Origin of the sequence: Streptomyces sp. NPDC047049, from assembly GCF_040643995.1 — a bacterium.
GTDB lineage: Bacteria > Actinomycetota > Actinomycetes > Streptomycetales > Streptomycetaceae > Streptomyces > Streptomyces mooreae.
Map to the genome: position 1 here is coordinate 14,198 of NZ_JBEYVM010000006.1, position 18,924 is coordinate 33,121.

The following is an 18,924-nucleotide window of genomic DNA, read 5'->3' on the forward strand; positions in this document are numbered from 1 at the left end:
CACCGCGCCCCGCACGGCCCCCCAGCTGTGCGGGGCGCGTCACTCCCCGTCGCGGTGCGCCGGACGCCGCCGGTGATGCACAATCGCACCGAACCCGCACATCGAGGCCCCGGCCTCCCGACACCCGCAGGGACGAGACGACTCTTGCGTGCACACAGCCGCCGCATGGGGGTACCACCCACGCCCATGAGGCAGTGGGGGAGAGACGGCGAAGAGGTGGGTCGATGAGCATGTACCGGGACCGGGTGCACCGAGGATCGGCCAGCGCCACCGTGCTGCGCACGGTCGGCACCCGCGAGCGGCGCTCGCACCTGACCGCCCCCCGGGTGCCCACCGTGGGTATCGACATCGGCGGCACCAAGGTCATGGCGGGCGTCGTCGACGCCGACGGCACCATCCTGGAGAAGGTCCGCACCGAGACGCCGGACAAGTCCAAGAGCCCCAAGGTCGTCGAGGACACCATCACCGAGCTGGTGCTCGACCTCTCCGACCGGCACGACGTCCACGCGGTCGGCATCGGCGCGGCCGGCTGGGTCGACGCGGACCGCAGCAAGGTGCTGTTCGCACCCCATCTGAACTGGCGCAACGAACCGCTGCGCGACCGCCTCGCCGGCCGCCTCGCGGTCCCGGTCATGGTCGACAACGACGCGAACACCGCCGCCTGGGCGGAGTGGCGCTTCGGCGCCGGCCGCGGCGAGGACCATCTCGTCATGATCACGCTCGGTACCGGTATCGGCGGCGCGATCCTGGAGGACGGCGCCGTCAAGCGCGGCAAGTACGGCGTGGCCGGTGAATTCGGCCATATGCAGGTCGTCCCCGGCGGCCACCGCTGCCCGTGCGGCAACCGCGGCTGCTGGGAGCAGTACAGCTCAGGCAACGCCCTGGTGCGCGAGGCCCGTGAGCTGGCCGCCGCCGACTCCCCGGTCGCGTACAACATCATCGAGCGGGTCGGCGGCCGCATCGGCGACATCACCGGACCGCTGATCACCGAGCTGGCCCGGGAGGGCGACGCGATGTGCGTCGAACTCCTCCAGGAGATCGGCCAGTGGCTGGGCGTCGGCATCGCCAACCTCGCCGCCGCCCTCGACCCGTCGTGCTTCGTCATCGGCGGTGGCGTCAGTGCCGCCGACGACCTGCTGATCGGCCCGGCCAGGGAGGCGTTCCGGCGTCATCTCACCGGCCGCGGCTACCGTCCCGAAGCCACCCTCACCAAGGCCCAGTTGGGTCCCGAGGCCGGTATGGTCGGCGCCGCCGACCTGGCCCGACTGGTGGCCCGCCGCTTCCGGCGCGCCAACCGGCGCCGGGTCGAGCGCTACGAACGATACGAACGGGCAGGCCGCCGATGACCGACACCGACCTGCACACCGTGCACGACGACGCCCAGCCCGTCCCGCCGCCCCGCGTCAAGCGCCGGCGCCCGGTGCTGATGGCGCTGATCATCTTTCTGCTGATCGCGATCCCGGCCGGCTATATCGTCATCTCCGCCGAGCAGAGCCGGGACAGCGGCGAGGGCAAGGAGGCCGAGGCCGCCGCCACCGGCCTGACCAACGCCTTCCCCTCCAAGGTCCAGCAGCGGATCTACAACGTCCCGGTGCCGATCGGCTCCACCCCGGTCTACTACTACGAGACCAACTCCTGGCAGACCAGTTCGCTGTTCGTGCAGTTCAGGACCAACAAGTGGGGACTTGAGCACTACCTCAACGCCGTCGGCACCAGCACCGCCGCCCTCAAGAAGAACCGTCAGACCATCGCGCCCGAACAGGCGTCGAAGGTCGGCTGGGACTTCGGCATCGACGCGCCCTGGGCGGGCACCACGACCAAGGGCCGGTCACCGCACCCGTACCAACGGATCATGGTCAACTACGACGAGCCGGGCCACCCGGTCGTCCACACCGTCTCGACCGTGAGGTTCTGAGGGCGACGGGCTGACGGTGGGGTCCCGACGGTGAAGCACCGGCCGTTCCGGGACCGTTCACGGCCGTGGCGGGACCAGCCCCTGCAGCAGCAGGGTGAGGGTGAAGGTGAACCGGTCGTGTCCGGCACCTGAGGTGAGCTCCCGTGCATGCGCGACGGTATGGGGGAACAGGTCGGGCGGCAGCATCCGGAGCCGTTCCGCGATTTCGGCGCGGTCGATCACCCGGCCGTCGGCGTCCTCAGCCTGCCGCCGGGCCACGGATGCCTCCAGGCAGTAGCCCGTGATGTAGAGGAAGGCCGCGTCGCTGGCCCAGGCCGCCTGCCGGGCGGGCGCGTCACCGGCGAGCAGGATCGCGAGCAATGCCTCGCCGACCCGCAGCGTTGCCAGATCGGCGGGCACCACGGAGAGAGCGGCCTGCGCGATGCCGGGGTAGCGCAGAAACTGATCGCGCAGCTGTGCGCACACGTCCATGAACTGCTCCCGCCAGCACGCGGGGTCCGGTGCGGGGAGAGCGACCTGCGAGCACAGCCTGCCGATGAGCAGGTCACCGAGCTCCGCCCGGTTGCGCACGTGCGCGTACAGCGACGCGGGGCCGGTCTGGAGCCTCGCCGCGACCATGCGCATCGTCAGGTCCTCGAAGCCGCCTTCCTCGACCGCCTGGAGAGCGGCGTCGATGATGCGCTCCACCGTGAGGGGCGTCTTCCTCCGGCCGGCGGCCCGGCGCCCTCCGGTTTCCGAGTCGGCGTTCTTGGCCGAGATCAGCGCCGCCCACTGATCCCGGGAGATTGCGTCACGCGCTGCCCGTCGTCCTGCCACGACGCCACTCTACCCGTTGACGAACAATGATCGTCAACAGAACAATGTTCGTCATCGGTGTGGGAAAGCGAACCAACGCGAAAGGAATCACCATGACGACCTCGGTCTCGATCATCGGCGCCGGTCTTGGCGGACTCACGCTCGCCCGGATCCTGCACCTCCACGACATCCCCGCCACCGTCTACGAGGCGGAGAAGTCCGCAGGCGTCCGCACCCAGGGAGGACAGCTCGACCTCCACGAGGAAGACGGCCAGCTCGCCTTGGAGATGGCCGGGCTCACCGAGGAGTACCGCTCGATCATCCACCGGGGCGGCGGAGCACGACGTGTCGTCGACGAGCAGGGACGCGTGGTCGTCGACCGGCCGGACGACGGCTCCCTGTCACGGCCGGAAACACTGCGCGGTGACATCCGCCGGATCCTGCTCGCCTCACTGCCGCCCGGCACGGTGCGCTGGGGCAGGAAACTCGTCTCGGCCACCCCCCTCGGAAACGGACGACACCAGGTGTCGTTCGCGGATGGCTCGTCGGCCGTGTCCGACGTCCTCGTGGGCGCCGACGGGGTCTGGTCCAAGGTCCGGCCGCTCCTGTCGGACGAGCGGCCGGTGTACTCGGGCATGAGCTACGTCGACACCTGCCTTCATGACGTCGACACGGCCCACCCGCGCGTGGCCGGCCTCGTCGGGAACGGCGCCCTGTACGCCCTGGTCCCGGGCAAAGGATTCCTTGCCCACCGTGAAGCCGGTGACGTCGTCCACACCTACGTCGTGCTGCACCGTCCCGTGGAGTGGTTCGATGCGATCGACTTCACCGACGTCCCGGCGGCGAAGGCACGGATAGCGGCGGAGTTCGACGGCTGGGCACCGGAACTGCTGTCCCTGATCACCGACGGCGAGTCCGCACCCGTCCTGCGCAGCATCTACGAGCTGCCGGACGACCACCGCTGGGACCGGGTCCCCGGCGTCACACTCCTCGGCGACGCGGCACACGCGACCGTCCCCGGAGGAGACGGAGCCAATCTCGCGATGCTCGACGGCGCCGAACTCGGTACGGCGCTCGCGGCCCACCCCGACGACATCGAGCGGGCCCTCGCCGACCACGAGAGCGGGATGTTCCTCCGGAGCCGGCAGGCGGCTGCCGACGCCCACCGCACCATCGACTTCATCTTCGGCGCCAACGCCCCCGCCGGGGTCATCAGCCTGTTCTCGGAAGACGAAAGCACCTCCGCCTGAGCCGGTGCGGCGGCGAACCTGAGCGACGGCCTCCCGACGTCCGCCGGGGGTGTGGATCGTCTCCGGGAGCGGGACCGGGACCGGGACCGGCGAGGGCGCCACCGGCATCAGCCCGAATGATCACCGACCTGATCCGCTCCCACGACGTCCTGGACGAAGCCTCACCACGGCCTCGGCCGCCCCGCCGGCCGCCGCCATGTCCCGCGGATAATCAGTGTTCCGGGCGCCGTTGCCCCCGGTAGCGTCGCTGCCGTGACTCCAGAAGATCTTGCGGTCGTCATCTCCGACGGCATACACACAGCCATCCGGTCCGGACGCATCTCAGCAGAGGTGCCCGGGGAGATCCGTGTGGAGCGCCCCCGGCACCGCAGCCACGGCGACTACTCGACCAACGTCGCCCTGCAGCTCGCCAAGTCCGCCGGTCTGCCCGCCCGCACCGTCGCCGAGGTGCTGGCGCCGCTGGTGGGCGCGGCCGCCGGAGTCGCGAAGGCCGAGGTGGCGGGCCCCGGGTTCCTGAACATCACCCTGGAGACCGCGGCGATCGGCGCCCTGGCGCGCGACATCGTCCTGGCCGGTGACGCCTATGGCCGTTCGGACCGGCTCGGCGGCCTCCGGCTCAATCTGGAGTTCGTCTCGGCGAACCCCACCGGGCCGGTGCACATCGGCGGGGCCCGGTGGGCAGTCGTGGGCGATGTGCTCGCCCGGCTGCTCGAGGCAGCGGGGGCGGACGTGTCGCGGGAGTACTACTTCAACGACGCCGGCGGGCAGATCGACCGCTTCGCCCGCTCTCTGCTCGCCACGGCGCAGGGCGCACCGGCGCCCGAAGACGGCTACAGCGGCGCGTACCTCGAGGAGATCGCCGCCACGGTGCTGCGCCGGCAGCCCGGGGCCCTGGAACTGGCGCGGACCGAGGCCGTCGCCGCCTTCCGGACGGAGGGCACGGCGTTGATGTTCGACGAGATCAAGGCGTCGCTCGCCGCTTTCGGTACCCACTTCGACGTCTACTTCAACGAGAAGGACCTGCACGACAAGGGCGACTTGGATGCCGCCGTCACCCGTCTGCGGGAGGGCGGTCACCTCTTCGAGGAAGCGGGAGCGGTCTGGCTGCGCACCACGGACTTCGGTGACGACAAGGACCGGGTCCTGGTGAAGAGCGACGGTTCCTGGACGTACTTCACCGCGGACTGCGCGTACTACCTCAACAAGCGGTCCCGGGGCTTCGAGCGGGTCGTCATCATGCTCGGCGCCGACCACGCCGGCTATGTGGGCCGGATGCGGGCCATGGCGGCCTGCTTCGGCGACGACCCCGACACGCATCTGGAGATCCTGATCGGTCAACTGGTCAACCTGGTCAAGGACGGTGCGCCGGTCCGGATGAGCAAGCGGGCGGGCACGGTCGTCACCCTGGACGACCTGGTCGAGGCGGTGGGCGTGGACGCCGCACGGTACGCGCTGGCACGGGCCAGCGTGGACACGATGATCGATCTCGATATCGACCTGCTCACCCGGCAGTCGAACGACAACCCCGTCTACTACGTCCAGTACGCGCACACCCGGCCGTGCGCCGTACAGCGCAGGGCGGCGGAAGCCGGGATCGGGAAGGGCGCGCCGGAGGACTTCGACCCTTCTTTGCTCACCCATGAGCGGGAGGCCGATCTGCTGGGCATGCTGGCCGAGTTCCCGCAGGTCGTGGCCACCGCCGCCACGCTGCGCGAGCCACACCGGGTCGCCCACTACCTGGAGCAGCTGGCCGGCACCTACCACCGTTTCTACGACGCGTGCCGGGTACTGCCACGGACCGGTGAGGACCCGGACGACCGCACCCGCGCCCGGTTGTGGCTCACGGAGGCCGCCAGGCTGGTGCTGCGCAACGGGCTGCAGCTGCTCGGAGTCTCGGCACCGGAACGGATGTGAGGACGACCGCTGCCTGATCACCACTCACCACAGAGGTAAACCCCCGTCACAGGGCTATGACATAGCCGACTTGAGTCAACTGTCGTCACACAAGTAGGTTCCGTATGAACTGAGTTCTACTACATACCGGCGTCCCTTCGCCGGAAGGATGGACGCCCCATGGGTTCCCACGCCCGCCCCAACCGCATACACCGCACCGGAGTCCGGATCGCGATGGTCGCACTTGTCGGTGCCGCCCTGCCGATCACCGCCAGTGGCCTGGCCCAGGCGGCCACCCCCGGCGCCACGCACTCCGCGGACGAGAACGACCAGCAGGGCAACGAGGCCACCGCGGCGGCGGCCCACAGGCAGGGAACGCAGCGGCAGTCCGGGTCCGCCCAGGCGGGCCGGCAGCACGCCGCCAAGGGCAAGGCCACCGCCGCGCAGGCCGCGAAGGACCAGGACGCTCCGCAGATCCACGCCGACCACGCCTTCCTGCTGGACGCCCGCGACGGCAGCCAGGAGCGGGAGCTGTGGGGCGGGGCCAAGGCGGACGAGAGCGTGTCGATGGCCAGCACCACCAAGATCATGACGGCCATGGTGGTGCTCAAGCACCCGGAGTGGCTGAACCGGCAGATCACGGTGAAGCAGGAGTACCGGGACTACGTCCAGAAGGTCGGCGGCAGCACCGCCGACCTCCAGACCGGCGACAGGCTGACCGTCGAGCAGCTGCTGCACGCCATGCTGATCCCGTCCGGCGACGACGCCGCGATGGCCCTGGCCGACAATTTCGGCGCCGGTGCCACCGCGGACGCGCGGATCGCCGACTTCGTGAACCAGATGAACGTCGAGGCGCAACAACTGGGCCTGGCCGGCACCCACTTCGACGGCTTCGACGGTATCTCGCACGGCAGCAACTACAGCACCGCCCGCGACCTGGCCAAGCTCGGCCAGCGCGCCATGCTGCAGCCGGTGTTCGCCGACATCGTGAAGAACAAGCAGTACAAGGCCGAGGCCCCGGCCGCCAACGGCCACATCCGGTACTACACCTGGGACAACACCAACAAGCTGCTGAGCAGCTACGACGGCGCGCTGGGCATCAAGACGGGCAGCGGCCCGGAGGCCGGCTACGCCCTCGTCTTCGCTGCCGAGCGGGACAACCGCACCCTGGTCGGCGCGATCCTCAAGGACGACCAGGCGAGCCGCTTCGACGACGCCGCCAAGATGCTCGACTGGGGCTTCGCCCACTGAACGGGCAGCGCCCCCTGCGCTGAGCGCACACCGCACGCGGCACCGTCGGCTCCGCCCCTGCCCCGTCCCCTGTCCCCCTCCCCGGCTCCTGACCCGGCCCACGGCACGTTTAGTGATCGTTTATTGCGGCTCGGCAGGATGTGAAGTGTCGAGAAGGATCCTTCACAGGGGACGGTATGGCCAAGCTCTATCTGGAGAAGCTCCAGTGCGTCACGACTGAGGGCTGGAGCGGCGTCGACGAGCCGAGGCTTGTTGTCCAGCATCGTGGCACCGTGTGGAACAGGACGGTGCTGGGAGACCGGATGTACACCGTCAAGTACGACTGCGACTTCACGGGAACGATTGCCGTCTCCCTCGGGGAGGCCGGCGGAGCGGTCGGGGACGGCAGGCCGGGGGAGCAGTGGATCACGGATACGCCCGGTGAGCGCAGTCTGCGCTTCAGGGCGGATGGTGCTGAGTACAACCTGCTGTATGCGGTCGAGTAGCCGAGTAAGGGCCGCCGGCCGCGGGGACTGCCGCAGGGGGACCGGATCCGGCGGTCGGCGGGTGGTGGACGCGGAAAGTCCGCTGCCCCGGTGTGACACACCGGGGCAGCGGACTTTTTGGCGGCGGCGTCGGGGGGACGCCTCACCGCCGGGTGGAGAGCCTCAGCGGCTGTAGATGGGCATGATGGTCTCGCTGTCGTCGCACCACACCTCGTGGTAGCCGTTCGCCTGGGCCTGCGGGAGTTCCGCCGCTTCGCACGCCGCCTTCGACGGGTACTTCAGGGCACCGACGGGGACCCAGCCGTCGCCGGGCGGAGGGGCGGCGGAGGCGGTGGTGGCGGTCAGCGGAATGGCGACCGCTGCGGCACTGACAGCGAGACCGACACCGATACGGGTACGCCACGACTTCATGGTCTTCTTCTCCTTGCTCGTCATTACTGCTCCGAGCTGGTCCTGCTCGGAGACGGTCTTGGCCCATGTCCAGGGCGGTACCGAGAGGGGCAGTCGAGTGGTCGGCCGGGTCGTCAGCCGGACCGTCAACCGAGTGTTCAGTCGATCGGGCTGACGAAGGTGGCCGGCCGGGTATTTACGCGTGGGCGCTGATCACGCCGCCGGCGCTGAGCACGATGTAGATGCCGTTGGCGTTGAGTCCGGCGTCGTGCTGGTTCGTCTCCAGGGTGGCGGCTACGCCGTCGTGGCCGATGATCTGTGCGCGGTACCGCAGCTCGCCGATCTTCGTGACCTTGGCCGTCCAGCCGCCCGCGAGCTTGAAGGTGCCCGGTCCCTGGTGTCCGCCACCCATCCAGGAGTGGACCTGGCCGTCCAGCGTGAGCGTGACGAACATGTCGTTGGCGTCGAGCCCGTCGTCGTGCCCCTTCGTCTCCAGCGTGGCCAGGACCGAACCGCGAGCGACGATCTTGGCGCGGTAGTGCTGGTCGCCCAGCTGGTAGATCTCGGCCTTGCTGATGCCGTCCGCCAGGCGCTGGGTGCGGACCGGCGATGCCGCCGTGGCACCGGCCCCGGTGTGCGCGCTGCCCGACTGCTGCCGGCCCGACTGCTTGTCCGCGACGCTCGCCTTGACGTCGGCCTTGGCGTCGGTGCTCTGCAATCCGGACCAGCCCGCGGCGGTGGACTCGGCGGCGGTCGAGCGCATGTTCGTGTGGCCCGCGGACTTCGTGCCGCCGGCGTCCGAGCCGGAGCAGGCGGTCAGGGTGAGGCCGGCGGCCGCGGTCAGGACAGCGGCGGCGATACGCAGCGTGCGGCGACGAGCGGTGCGGACGGTGGAGCTGGAGCTCATTTCGTATTCCCCGGGGCGGTCGGTGTCGTGGTTTCCTCGGTACGTCACCCACTCTGCTCGGGGCCACTAGCGGACGGCTGCCACTCCGCTAACACCCGGCTAACACGCTGCTGAGCAAGGGAAGTACGCCAAGGCGAGCCTCAGGGGCCGGGCGCACGCTGCCGAGTTGGGACACAGGCAGTGGCATCTGACGTGCATCCAGCGGTGCGAGGTGAACCGCGGTGATCGCGAGAGTCAGGCGGTGCGGGACGCCGGGGGAGCGTAACCGCCGCCGTCTTTGGGGCCGTTGGCGGGCAGCCCTGTGCGCAGCACTCCGGGCGGGGGCCGGCGGCGGCACGGCTGTCGTACCGCAGAGCTGGAGACGATCTCTCCGGTCCAAACTGCCTACTTCAAGCCGACTATGACTTCCGGGCATGCAGGGCCAGTAGCCCCAGGAGTTCGCCGCCACGTCATGACGCCGTACCCGTCGCTCCGGAGCCTCGGAGAGCGGTTCTTCCTGGGGCAGTGCTGCCGCAGGCGCCACTTCCGCACCATCGGGGCCATCCGTTACCCCGCGCCGGCGTTCCCGGTGGAGTAACGAAGGCGTGACCATGGGTAGTGGTACGGCTCTCGACAAGTGGCCGGTAAAGACTGTTCCTGAATCAACCTTTAGGCAATCATGGAACACGGCCGAACACCGGGGTGGTCATCGTGGCTCACCTGGAGGGTGGATATACGTTCAGCGATTCTTCTGCCTTCATCAGGAGGAAGGTCTGTAGGTTTTTTCGGTCCTGTCCGATTCCGGGTCTCAGCTCTTCGCGGCGCACTGGGGCGTGCGGGGGAGCGAGCAACTCTCCCCCGTCCGTGGAATGAAGCGACCTTCCTCGGGCGCGAACATTCGCATGGTGCGGGATGGTGAATTCGCGGAGTGACCCCCGCAGTTCACCGGCAGGACCGCCACGATGGCTCGTGATAGTGATCAAGCGCAATCGAAGACGTCTCAAGGCATCTATCCAGTGGATCGTTGCGTCAATTTGACCATCTTATTGACCGCGATCCACACCTGTGTGAACTGGAGTGAAGCAAGATGACGACAAGCACGGCAACGGCACTTCACGATCAAGTCACTTCGCTCATGGACGAGTTGGACCGGCACCCGGTCTACGAGAATGAGTACTTCAAGTTCCTGGAGAACTCGCCGTGGAACAGCCGCACCTATGAATTCCACCGGGCGAACTTCTTCCAGCGCACCGAGGGCACGGTCAAAGGCATTGCTCACGTGTGTGCGCAGGCAGCGGCCAACGACGACCGGGATACCCTGGTCCTGTTCTCCTACATCCTCAACGAGGAGGCCGGGAACGGCGAGGCCGCCCATTGCCATGAGGTGTTGATGGAGAACGCCCACAACTTGCACGGCAAGATCGAGTTCGGCCTGGCGCCGTTACTCGTGAAGGACGCGCGCCACAGTGACCTGGTCATCCCGGAGACGTTCGCGTACCGCGAGCGCACCCGGGAGCTACTGGGGGCCAACTACCACCGCATGCTGGGCGTCGCGATGGCCCTGGAGTCCCACGCCGACAGGATGCTGCAGGTCTGCCGTACGGCGTTCCGCAACAGCAACCAGAAGCAGCCCGAAGCCGAGTTCGTCAACAACGTCGAGATCTACTTCAATGTCCACGTCGGTGATGAGGGCGTCGAGGAACGCCATGCCGCCGATGCGAAGAAGTGCGTCCAGAACAACTGCCGCACCGAAGCCGACGTCGCCGAGATCACCTACGGCGCGAACGAGACGCTGAAGATACAACACGAAATGTGGAACGCGATGCACAAGGCCGTCCGCGAGTTGAATTCCTAGCGGGGAGAGGTGAATCGGCCGACCGTGCAGAAAAATCGTGGAATTTCCGATGCCGTCCTGAGCATTCCGGAGTCGGTGACTCACGGGACCGCGGCGAAGATCGCCGCGCTCAACAAGTCACTCCCCGAGAACGACCAGATCATCGACCTCAGCATCGGCGCGCTGGACACACCGACCGATCCCCGGATCGACCGAGGTGTGATTGATTTCGTGGAGAAGCAGTCCGACACGATTCATGCCTTCGCGCCCGTCAGAGGGTTTCCGTTCCTGTTGGAGTCCGTGGCCGCGCGCGTGGCCCGCCTCCATGGAATCGCGTACGATCCGAACCGTGAAATCATGGTCACACCGGGCGGTGTGAAGGGTTCGATTTCGGTGGTCTTCCACGCCCTGCTGAACCCGGGCGACGAAGTCGTGATCCCCGTGCCCAACTGGCCGCACTACTCGGACATGGTGCGGCTGCACGAAGCCATCCCGAAGACCGTCCTGGTCACGGCGCACGACGGGCTCACGGCGCCGGCTCTTGAGGAAGCGCTCTCGGAGCGAACCAAGATTGTCGTGCTCGGCGACTGCATCAACCCGACGGGCAAGGTCTATTCGACCGAGGAATTGTCGGCGCTGGCCGATGTCCTCGCCCGGCACAATATGCGGTGTGAGTCCCGCGGCGAGAGCCCCGTCCATGTCCTGTTCGACTCTCCCTACGAGGCCCATATCGTGGGGGACCGCGCCAAGACGTTCGCCGCCATCGACGTTCCGCTCCCTGACGGCAGCCGCTGCTCCATGCGGCCGTGGACGCTGTCGGTGACCGGGCCGGGCAAGACGTACGGAATGCACGGCGACCGGATCGGTTACCTCTGCGGTCCGGCGGACATCGTGGACGCGGCGGCGCGCGCACAGGTCAACATCACCTCGTTCGCCTCCACTTACGGACAGGTCGCCACGCATATCGCCCTGCAGCCGGAAATGGACGAGGTGGCGGCCGGCAGGGCGAAGACCGCACGCGCCAATCTCCAGACCATGCTGCGCGAACTCGAAGCCGTCCCCGCGTTGAAGATCAGCCCTGCCCAAGGGGGCTACTTCCTCTTCGTCGACTTTTCGAGCTACGCCGACGCCTACCAGAAGCAGGGCTACAGCAGCGCCGATCAGTTTCTGCTGGAGGAGGCGAAGGTCGCCACGATCTGCGGCAGCCATTTCGCGGAGGGCCACTACCTCGATCACCTCGTGCGGATCAACTGCGGCCGGACGGCTGGGCTCGTGAGCCAGGCCGGCATACGTATCAGGCGCGCCCTCACACGCTTGGAGTCCTGACCTGAATGCCAAGATGAGGGGACGCATCACCTTCTGCATCATCGGCACGGGTTTCGCAGGAACCTGCGCGTTGTGGCATGTGGTGCAACGACTTACCGATCCACGCCGCAGGCCCTCGCTCTCCCCCTCGGCCGTCACGATCGTCACGGTGGAGCGGGGGCCGGTGAACGGGCCGGGATATCCCTATGCGAAGGACAACGTCCAGCTTGCGCATCGGTGCAACAACGAGGCGAGCACCATGGGTATCCACGGCAATGATTTCGTCGACTGGCTGGCCGCGAGCAAACCGTGGCTCATCAGGGACTGTCCGGAGCTGGTCCGGGAGACCCACCCCGGAGTCGCGCTCAGTGAATGGCAGCCCGAAAACGGCGAGTTCTACCCGCGTGCGTTGTTCGGCCTGTATCTGGAGAAGCGGTTCCACGAGACCGTCGAGCGGGCCCGCGCACAGGGCATCGACGTTCAGCAGTACGTGCGCCACGAGGCCGTCGACGGCTATCCAACGGAGCAGGGATTCGCCCTGTCCCTCCGTAGCCTCGATACCGACCACGAGTTCACAGTGGACGGGATCGACCGCGTCCTGCTGAGCACCGGGCACTGGCAGTCCAAGGCGGCCGACCCACTTTCCGGAGAGAGTGGATACGTCATGACGCCCTATCCGCCGGACGCGGTGAAAGCGGCCGTCGCCGAACGCATCCGGTTACGGCGCGCACGTGGCGAGCGGCCCCGTGTGTTCGTTCAGGGGATGGGGCCGAGCGGTATCGACGCCATCATGACCCTGTGCGGTGACGGCGAGTTCACGTACACCGACGACGGTCATATCGCGTCGTACCAGCCGGCGGCGCAGGCCGGCGAGGAGCCCTTGCACATCGTCGCTGGATCGCGCTGCGGGTTCTTCCCTCCCGTGCGGGGGCCGCTCGTACCGTACGAGCCGCACCACTTCACGGAGGAGCGCCTGGCGGAGATCCGGCGCGATCACCAGGGGCAGCTGACGATCGAGCGCATTCTGGAGCTCTTGGACAAGGACCTGCGCCGGGCGACCGAGGGGGCAGTGGGGTGGAACGACATCACGAACCCCGGCTATCCCTCCGCCAAGGAAAAGCTCGCGAGTGATCTCCGGGACTCGTACACCGGAAACCTCATCCACACCATCGTGCTGAAAGCGCGGCGGATGCGCTTCTACAACCAGCTCGAACCGGCTGACAAGGCGACGTACGACCGCCTGCTCGACACCCACTTCATCCGGACGGCCGTGCCGATGCCGTCCGCGAACGCGGAGAAGCTTCTCGCTTTGATGGACGCCGGGATACTGACGACCGTCAGGCAGGGCTATGACGCACCGCGGACAGCAGTGGGGGAGGACGGTGATTTCCGGATCACCTACCGGTCCGACGCGGGCGGACAGTCGACGCTGCGGGCGGACTGCGTGATCCGTGCCAGCGGGCAGGACTTCAGCATGGAGAACCATCCGTCACCGTTGGTGCAGAACCTTCTGAGGCGAGGCGAGATCGTCCCGCATGAGGAAGGGGGATATGTCACGGGCGGTATCGCGCTCGACGCCCGCGGCGGGTACCGGGTGATGAAGCGGGCGGGCGACGGGTGTGTTCCGTCGCCGCATCTCACCTCCTACGGTTCGCCCGTCAGGTTCTGGCAGCACGAACACAATTTCGCCGGCGCATTCGTCGAGGCGGCCGAGTGGGTTGCCGAGGAGTGGCTCGACGTCGCGACGGCCGTCACGACACCCTCCGTCGCCGTCGACGGTCCCGGATTGGTCACCAGCGAGACAGGGAGTTGAACGATGGAGATGAAAGAGTTCCATTACCAGGACGGCCTGCGGGTCAGCCTTTTCAATCTCGACCACAAGGCTGTCCCCTATCACTTCCATAATGAAGTGTCCGACATGATGTATTGCTCACGGGGCCAGATCACGATCGAGCTGCCCGATACGGACGAGGTGTTCACCGTCCACCCGGATCAGATGTTCCAGGTTCCCCACCCGAGCAAGCACAGGTTCGTCAACGGAGCGCCTGTCGGAACGCCCTCACGCTACGTCCTCCTGCAGATCGGCGATTTCGACATCAACTTCGTCCCGGCTGCCAAGGACATTGCGGGGAAATTCGCCGAGCGCACCGCGACGCCGGTCACGGACGGCGCCGTGCACATCGAGGACCGCAAGAGCGACATCATCAAACTCGCCGACCAGTTCGAACAGGAGAGGCCCGAGGTCCTGGACGCGGAGGAGCAGGCTGACGTCGTGGCGGCACTGCGGTGCTTCGCCTCCCGCGGAGTGGAGACGGCGCACCCGCGGAGTGGCCGCAACTCTTGACCGACACGGCCCTGCTCTCCTTCGACGTGGCCACCGTCACGCTGATCGTTCTGACGTTCTTCGCGGGTGGGTTGATCAAGGGTTTGACCGGCCTCGGCCTGCCGCCCGTCGTCCTGGGAATTCTCGCGGCGACGGTCGGGATCCACCCCGCGAAGGCGTTGATTCTCATTCCGACGTTCCTGACGAATGTCGTTCAGGCGTCGCGCGGTGGTCACGGCCGGGAAGTCGTGCGGCTCACCTGGCCGTTTCTCCTGGCCGCCACGGTCTTCACGGTCTCGGGTGCGTTCACGCTGAGCTACTTCCGGGCGGACGTGATGTCCGCGTTGCTCGGTCTGGGGCTCACGGTGTACGGGTTGCTCGGGCTGTTCAAGCTCCGGGTGAACATCAGGGACAGATGGTGGCACCACCCCGCGGGTGTGGCCTTCGGCGCCACCAACGGCTTCCTCACCGGAATGACCGGCTCGTCGGCCGTCCCGGGAGTTTTCTACCTGCAGTCCATCGGGCTGCTGCGGGACCAACTGGTGCAGAGCATGGGGATCCTCTTCACGCTCTCCACCGTTGGCCTGGCATGGTCGCTGCGGACACAGGACCTGCTCAGCATGGATCTCGGCGTCATGTCGGCCGCCGCCCTGGCCCCGGCATTTCTCGGGATGTCGGTCGGCAATCGGATTCGCCGGAGGATCTCCGAGGAAAAGTTCCGCACAGTATTGTGTGTCGCCCTGTTGCTCCTCGGCCTGTACGTCGCGATACAGAGTCTGGCCGGCTGATGAGGCTTCATGACGCAAGGAGAGGAATCGCCATGGAACACGGTCTCGCCGAACTGCTGCGGGAGCTGGAGGAATTCGGCAGTACCAACGATGCGGCGACGGACGACCGAAGCCGGAAGATGCTGAACATCACGCACGACACCGGCGTGTTCCTCGCCTTGCTCGTCAAGGCCTCCAAGGCCAAGAACCTGCTGGAGATCGGGACGTCGAACGGCTACTCGACGCTGTGGCTCGCCGACGCCGTGGGCGAGGACGGCTCGGTCACCACCATCGAAAAGGCCCCTGACAAGCGCGCGCTGGCGGAGCGGAACTTTCAGCGTGCCGGGCTCGGCCCCCGCATTCAGCAGATCGGGGACGAGGCCGGCCGCTTCCTCGCCACGCGTGAAGCGGGCGAGTACGACTTCATTTTCCTGGACAGCGATCGCGGACAGTACGCCGGCTGGTGGCCCTCACTACAGCGAATCCTCGCGCCCGGCCACCTCCTCGTGGTCGACAACGCGACCTCCCACGCCCACCAGATGGAAGACTTCAGCCGGCTGGTCACGGCCTCGGAGGGCTACCTCAGCTCCCTCTCCCCGATCGGCAAGGGCGAGTTGGTGATCCTGAAGGAGGAGGCGTAACGGGTCCGCGCACTTCGAGCGCCCGGGCGGGGGGATGACGGACCCGACCGCCGGATCTGGCCTGAACGGGCGGTCATCAGCACGGAGAGGGCTGTACTCGCGGGAGCTGGTACAGCCCTCCCCCTGTGTGCGGGCGTGTCAGCCGGGGGTGTCCGGCCTCAGCGGCGTTCGCAGGCAAGCGTCAGGCACAGCATCAGCACCTCGTAGGGGGTGCTGTCGCTCTGTGCGGCGGGTGTCTCCTCGGAGTCCGCCACGAACCGCCACTGCGATGGCCGGGCGTGCTGGGTCTCTGCCTTCTTCTCCACCTTGACGTGCAGTGTGCGGGCCTGCGGGTCGTTCGTCTCGACGGGCACTTCGTCGCTGCCGATGGAGAAATGGTCGTGTAACAGGACCAGGCCGAACCGGTCCAGGTTGCCGTGCTTCTCCAGCACGGCCTTGATGTCCCTGGCGAACTCCGCGTCCTGCGGGCCGAGCGGTTCCGCGTCTTCGAAGCGGGGAAGGTGGCGCGATGCGCTGCTGGTCTGCGTGGGCATGACGATCTCCTCTCGACCGCGCTCTGCGGTCTCAAGTCACCATAAACACAGGGTGAGTTGTGGCAGAAGTGCCTGACGGTAAAAGAGCTCCCGAGCGAGCCGGACGGCGCTGCCGGGACTCAACGCCCCCACCGGGGGCACGCCCGGGCGCGCGACCGGAGAAGACCTGACCGCATGCCGACGCCGTCCCGCCGCGTTATCGCTCCTGTGCGCTTTGTAAGGTTTGTGTTCATGGCGATGTGGAACCCACCGGCGGCTGTGGCCCAGCCGCAGCCTTCAGCGCCCTGGCAAGCGCCGACCGAGATCGAGCGAAAGCTCTACGAGGCAAAAACGCGCGGTGACTGGGTCGGATACTTCGATGTGCTCGCCGATAGCGACCTCTTCCTCTCGATGTCCCGTCGGGAGGCGGACGGGCCTGACGTGGTTCCGCCGCTGTCCTATTGGAGCCCGGCCGTCGGCCGGTGGTGCGAAGTCGTCCTGACGGAAGGCGTCTTGCCGGCCCCCGCGCCTGATCCGGTGTTCGGCCTGATATCCCTGGGCGACTTCGCCGAAGCGTGGGGCAGCGACGATCGGTGGCTGGCAGTCAACCCGGGCACTCCCTGCGAGGCGTACTTCCCGCCCAATCCGGGGTTGTGGAAGGCACATGCCGACCGGGGGAAGGGGTCGGACGTGCAACGCGGCACCCTGCGCACCTTGTGGGTGGGTGCCCCGCTCCAGGGGCCCGTAGCCCACGGGCTGGGGTGCGGGGCGCTGATGAACGTCACCAACGGAGCCCTGTGGAACGCCATGGGCACACACGGCAACGGCTACTTCCTGGAGCGCAAGAGCCTGGAACAGTGGTGGGGAGTGACCGGCCGAAGCGGCTGGCAAGGTGCACTGGACGGCCTCCTCAAAGGAACGGGTGTCAGGGGCCCGTGGGAGTTCGTGCTGGAGGTCCGCAGCTCCCTGTCCCAGCAGTTCGGGGGCCCGGTCGATCCCGCACTGTGGCGGGAGACGGCTGAAAAGGTGTTGCTCCACAACGCCGCCGAAAGAGGCGGTACGGCCTCCGATGCCCAGGTCGCCGGGGTGAAGCAGCTGATCGGCCGTATTACGCGCTACGAAGGCCGTTTTCGTGCGGACGGCATCCTTGCCGCCAACGGCCGCGTGCGGTCCGTGCTGGCGTGGGATTACGGACGGGCTTCCTGCATGGCCCGATGGGGAGTCGGCGCCCGCTTCACGGATATCCCGGACGCTGAGCAGGCGGTGCTGCATGTCTCACGTCTGAGCCGGATGACCTACAACTCCTGGGAGGAATTCGCGGCCGGCTACATCCTCGGGCGCTGCCTGCACTTCGATGACGAGCAGTTCGGGCACTGGTACACGGAAATGCTCCACGCCTATCGAGTGCTGGCCACCCATGCGGAAAGCCCCTGGCGCACCGTTGCCTGGGTATGACACGTCCGCGGGGGCGCCGTCGACCTTCGTGGCGATCGAGGTCCGGAGGTAGTCGAGGAATCCCCGCAGGACCTCGGTCTGGTTGCCTGCGGTCCGGGGCGGCGGGGTGTCGTGGCGGCCGTGGTGGTGTGTGGAGCCGGGCACTGTGGTCTTCCTTCCTTTGTCGCGGGGCGGGCACCTGCCGCCGTGTCAGGCGGTGCGGCGGATGACGCGGGCATGGTGAACTCAGCGGGCGATGGCGGGTTACCTCCGGGCCGCGGTGTCGGAGGGGAGTTCGGCGAAGCGGTCGCGGTACGCGCTCGCGAAGCGGCCGAGGTGGGAGACGCCCCACCGGTAGGCGATCGTGCCGATGGGGTCGGTGGAGGCGAGGATGTCCGCACGGATCCGGTCGAGCCGGAGGTTGCGGACATAGGACAGCGGCGGAAGGCCGAGCCGGTTGCGGAACGCCGAGCTGATGGTGCGAGGGCTGCAGTGGGCGGCCCGAGCGATGTCAGCGAGGCTGATGCGCTCGGTGAGGTTCGCCTCGATGAACGTGAGGGCTGCGCGCACCGCCCGCGGGTGGCCGGGGGGACGGCCGTCGCGCAGCTCGGCCGTGTGCGAGTGCGGCTGGGCCAGGAGCAGGGCGGTGATGAGGGACCGCAGCTGGCTGCGCTGCACGTCAGAGCGCTGGAAGAGGGGGTCTCCCGAGTCCAGCTGTTCGAGCAGGGCACGGACCAGCAGCCGCACCGCCCGGCCCTTGGACGTGGCCAGGTCCAGGGCGAAGTCGAAGCGTACGGGGGACAGCGGCGGGTGCCCGGTCAGCGCACGGAATTCCTGGTCGACCAGGTCGGCGTCGATGCGCAGCCCCAGGAACCGCGTCCCACGGGCAGGCACGGGCCGCAGTTCCTGGGAGTCCCCGGGGTTGACGACTCCCGCCGTCGACCTGTCCAAGGTCGCCCGCCGGCTGCCGCGCGCTGCCGAGATCGCGCCGGAGACGCCGATATTGACGAAGTAGGACCTGTGGCCCTCGGCCGAGGCGACGCGCACATCGAGCGGCGAGACGAAGTAGCCCACCGCGAAGCCGTGGGCAGCCACGCCGCGCAGTTCGTGATCGCCGCTGCACAGGCCGTTCAGCGGCGAGGTGGCTATGGCGCCGCCGAAGAGCAGGGCGGCGGCGTTCAGCAGGTCGACCGGGTTCCGGGATTTGCTGATGAGGTAGGTGCGCAGCGGCTCAGGCACGGCC

18 protein-coding genes and 1 pseudogene are annotated in these 18,924 nt (G+C 67.7%); 13 read left to right on the forward strand and 6 right to left on the reverse strand.

Going from position 1 to position 18,924, the window contains the following annotated elements; genetic code table 11:
- Nucleotides 1-224 precede the first annotated feature (224 nt).
- Together ABZ851_RS16470 and ABZ851_RS16475 are read left to right on the forward strand one after the other, a co-directional pair.
- Entirely contained in the window at nt 225-1,346 is a 1,122-nt protein-coding gene (locus tag ABZ851_RS16470; protein ID WP_361127430.1) for an ROK family glucokinase, read from the forward strand.
- On the forward strand, nt 1,343-1,915 hold the full coding sequence (locus ABZ851_RS16475) for a hypothetical protein (protein ID WP_361127433.1): 573 nt from the start codon (nt 1,343-1,345) through the stop codon (nt 1,913-1,915). Before ABZ851_RS16470 ends, ABZ851_RS16475 begins: the two co-directional genes overlap by 4 nt.
- 57 nt (nt 1,916-1,972) lie before the next feature.
- Here the strand turns inward: ABZ851_RS16475 and ABZ851_RS16480 are convergent, their stop codons facing one another.
- Nucleotides 1,973-2,731 (reverse strand): TetR/AcrR family transcriptional regulator, encoded by a 759-nt coding sequence (locus tag ABZ851_RS16480; protein WP_361127436.1) that lies wholly within the window; start codon nt 2,729-2,731, stop codon nt 1,973-1,975.
- Nucleotides 2,732-2,823: 92 nt separating this feature from the next.
- Between ABZ851_RS16480 and ABZ851_RS16485 the strand changes: the two genes are divergently transcribed.
- The 4 genes from ABZ851_RS16485 (at nt 2,824) to ABZ851_RS16500 (ending at nt 7,589) form a co-directional block, all read left to right on the forward strand.
- Nucleotides 2,824-3,960 carry an NAD(P)/FAD-dependent oxidoreductase gene (locus tag ABZ851_RS16485; RefSeq protein ID WP_361127439.1) on the forward strand — a complete coding sequence of 379 codons (1,137 nt, stop codon included), beginning with the start codon at nt 2,824-2,826 and terminating at the stop codon, nt 3,958-3,960.
- Between the two features lie 252 nt (nt 3,961-4,212).
- The gene (gene argS, locus ABZ851_RS16490; protein ID WP_361127442.1) at nt 4,213-5,874 is read left to right on the forward strand and encodes an arginine--tRNA ligase; all 1,662 of its coding nucleotides are present in this window, start codon (nt 4,213-4,215) and stop codon (nt 5,872-5,874) included.
- Nucleotides 5,875-6,033: 159 nt separating this feature from the next.
- The gene (locus tag ABZ851_RS16495; RefSeq protein WP_361127445.1) at nt 6,034-7,104 is read left to right on the forward strand and encodes a serine hydrolase; all 1,071 of its coding nucleotides are present in this window, start codon (nt 6,034-6,036) and stop codon (nt 7,102-7,104) included.
- A gap of 176 nt (nt 7,105-7,280) precedes the next feature.
- Nucleotides 7,281-7,589, forward strand: a complete 309-nt coding sequence (locus tag ABZ851_RS16500; protein ID WP_088800745.1) for a hypothetical protein — start codon at nt 7,281-7,283, stop codon at nt 7,587-7,589.
- A gap of 162 nt (nt 7,590-7,751) precedes the next feature.
- On the opposite strand, the gene ABZ851_RS16505 is transcribed toward ABZ851_RS16500, so the two are convergent.
- A complete protein-coding gene (locus ABZ851_RS16505; protein WP_361127449.1) occupies nt 7,752-8,129 on the reverse strand; it encodes a hypothetical protein in 378 nt (125 codons plus the stop codon).
- Nucleotides 8,130-8,175: 46 nt separating this feature from the next.
- Nucleotides 8,176-8,886: a hypothetical protein gene (locus ABZ851_RS16510; protein ID WP_361127452.1), complete on the reverse strand. Its 711-nt coding sequence runs from the start codon at nt 8,884-8,886 to the stop codon at nt 8,176-8,178.
- Between the two features lie 1,114 nt (nt 8,887-10,000).
- On the opposite strand from ABZ851_RS16510, the gene ABZ851_RS16515 reads away from it, so the two are divergent.
- The 6 genes from ABZ851_RS16515 to ABZ851_RS16540 are packed head-to-tail and all read left to right on the forward strand — an operon-like array spanning nt 10,001 to nt 15,735.
- Nucleotides 10,001-10,720 carry a hypothetical protein gene (locus ABZ851_RS16515; RefSeq protein WP_361127455.1) on the forward strand — a complete coding sequence of 240 codons (720 nt, stop codon included), beginning with the start codon at nt 10,001-10,003 and terminating at the stop codon, nt 10,718-10,720.
- A 9-nt stretch (nt 10,721-10,729) separates the two neighbouring features.
- Entirely contained in the window at nt 10,730-12,025 is a 1,296-nt protein-coding gene (locus ABZ851_RS16520) for a pyridoxal phosphate-dependent aminotransferase (RefSeq protein WP_361127458.1), read from the forward strand.
- 13 nt (nt 12,026-12,038) lie between these two features.
- A complete protein-coding gene (locus ABZ851_RS16525; protein ID WP_361127461.1) occupies nt 12,039-13,817 on the forward strand; it encodes an FAD/NAD(P)-binding protein in 1,779 nt (592 codons plus the stop codon).
- A gap of 3 nt (nt 13,818-13,820) precedes the next feature.
- Nucleotides 13,821-14,348, forward strand: a complete 528-nt coding sequence (locus ABZ851_RS16530; RefSeq protein WP_361127464.1) for a hypothetical protein — start codon at nt 13,821-13,823, stop codon at nt 14,346-14,348.
- A gap of 26 nt (nt 14,349-14,374) precedes the next feature.
- Nucleotides 14,375-15,115 (forward strand): sulfite exporter TauE/SafE family protein, encoded by a 741-nt coding sequence (locus ABZ851_RS16535; protein ID WP_336048140.1) that lies wholly within the window; start codon nt 14,375-14,377, stop codon nt 15,113-15,115.
- 32 nt (nt 15,116-15,147) lie between these two features.
- Nucleotides 15,148-15,735: an O-methyltransferase gene (locus ABZ851_RS16540; protein ID WP_361127468.1), complete on the forward strand. Its 588-nt coding sequence runs from the start codon at nt 15,148-15,150 to the stop codon at nt 15,733-15,735.
- Between the two features lie 158 nt (nt 15,736-15,893).
- Here the strand turns inward: ABZ851_RS16540 and ABZ851_RS16545 are convergent, their stop codons facing one another.
- Nucleotides 15,894-16,268, reverse strand: a complete 375-nt coding sequence (locus tag ABZ851_RS16545; protein ID WP_361127471.1) for a hypothetical protein — start codon at nt 16,266-16,268, stop codon at nt 15,894-15,896.
- A gap of 174 nt (nt 16,269-16,442) precedes the next feature.
- Between ABZ851_RS16545 and ABZ851_RS16550 the strand changes: the two genes are divergently transcribed.
- Entirely contained in the window at nt 16,443-17,702 is a 1,260-nt protein-coding gene (locus ABZ851_RS16550) for a DUF1266 domain-containing protein (protein WP_361127474.1), read from the forward strand.
- 9 nt (nt 17,703-17,711) lie between these two features.
- Here ABZ851_RS16550 and ABZ851_RS16555 read toward each other — a convergent pair.
- Nucleotides 17,712-17,846, reverse strand: a pseudogene (locus ABZ851_RS16555) (mini-circle protein); the annotation flags it as partial.
- A gap of 99 nt (nt 17,847-17,945) precedes the next feature.
- On the reverse strand, nt 17,946-18,920 hold the full coding sequence (locus ABZ851_RS16560) for an AraC family transcriptional regulator (RefSeq protein ID WP_361127477.1): 975 nt from the start codon (nt 18,918-18,920) through the stop codon (nt 17,946-17,948).
- Between the last annotated feature and the right edge of the window lie 4 nt (nt 18,921-18,924).

What these genes read in the sequence shown, in the direction of transcription:
- ABZ851_RS16530 (WP_361127464.1), top strand. Translation starts at nt 13,821, where the DNA reads ATGGAGATGAAAGAGTTCCATTACCAGGACGGCCTGCGGGTCAGCCTT.
- ABZ851_RS16495 (WP_361127445.1), top strand. Translation starts at nt 6,034, where the DNA reads ATGGGTTCCCACGCCCGCCCCAACCGCATACACCGCACCGGAGTCCGG.
- ABZ851_RS16515 (WP_361127455.1), top strand. Translation starts at nt 10,001, where the DNA reads ATGGACGAGTTGGACCGGCACCCGGTCTACGAGAATGAGTACTTCAAG.
- ABZ851_RS16500 (WP_088800745.1), top strand. Translation starts at nt 7,281, where the DNA reads ATGGCCAAGCTCTATCTGGAGAAGCTCCAGTGCGTCACGACTGAGGGC.
- ABZ851_RS16525 (WP_361127461.1), top strand. Translation starts at nt 12,039, where the DNA reads ATGAGGGGACGCATCACCTTCTGCATCATCGGCACGGGTTTCGCAGGA.
- ABZ851_RS16550 (WP_361127474.1), top strand. Translation starts at nt 16,443, where the DNA reads ATGCCGACGCCGTCCCGCCGCGTTATCGCTCCTGTGCGCTTTGTAAGG.
- ABZ851_RS16545 (WP_361127471.1), bottom strand. Translation starts at nt 16,268, where the DNA reads ATGCCCACGCAGACCAGCAGCGCATCGCGCCACCTTCCCCGCTTCGAA.
- ABZ851_RS16470 (WP_361127430.1), top strand. Translation starts at nt 225, where the DNA reads ATGAGCATGTACCGGGACCGGGTGCACCGAGGATCGGCCAGCGCCACC.
- ABZ851_RS16510 (WP_361127452.1), bottom strand. Translation starts at nt 8,886, where the DNA reads ATGAGCTCCAGCTCCACCGTCCGCACCGCTCGTCGCCGCACGCTGCGT.
- ABZ851_RS16475 (WP_361127433.1), top strand. Translation starts at nt 1,343, where the DNA reads ATGACCGACACCGACCTGCACACCGTGCACGACGACGCCCAGCCCGTC.
- ABZ851_RS16540 (WP_361127468.1), top strand. Translation starts at nt 15,148, where the DNA reads ATGGAACACGGTCTCGCCGAACTGCTGCGGGAGCTGGAGGAATTCGGC.
- ABZ851_RS16485 (WP_361127439.1), top strand. Translation starts at nt 2,824, where the DNA reads ATGACGACCTCGGTCTCGATCATCGGCGCCGGTCTTGGCGGACTCACG.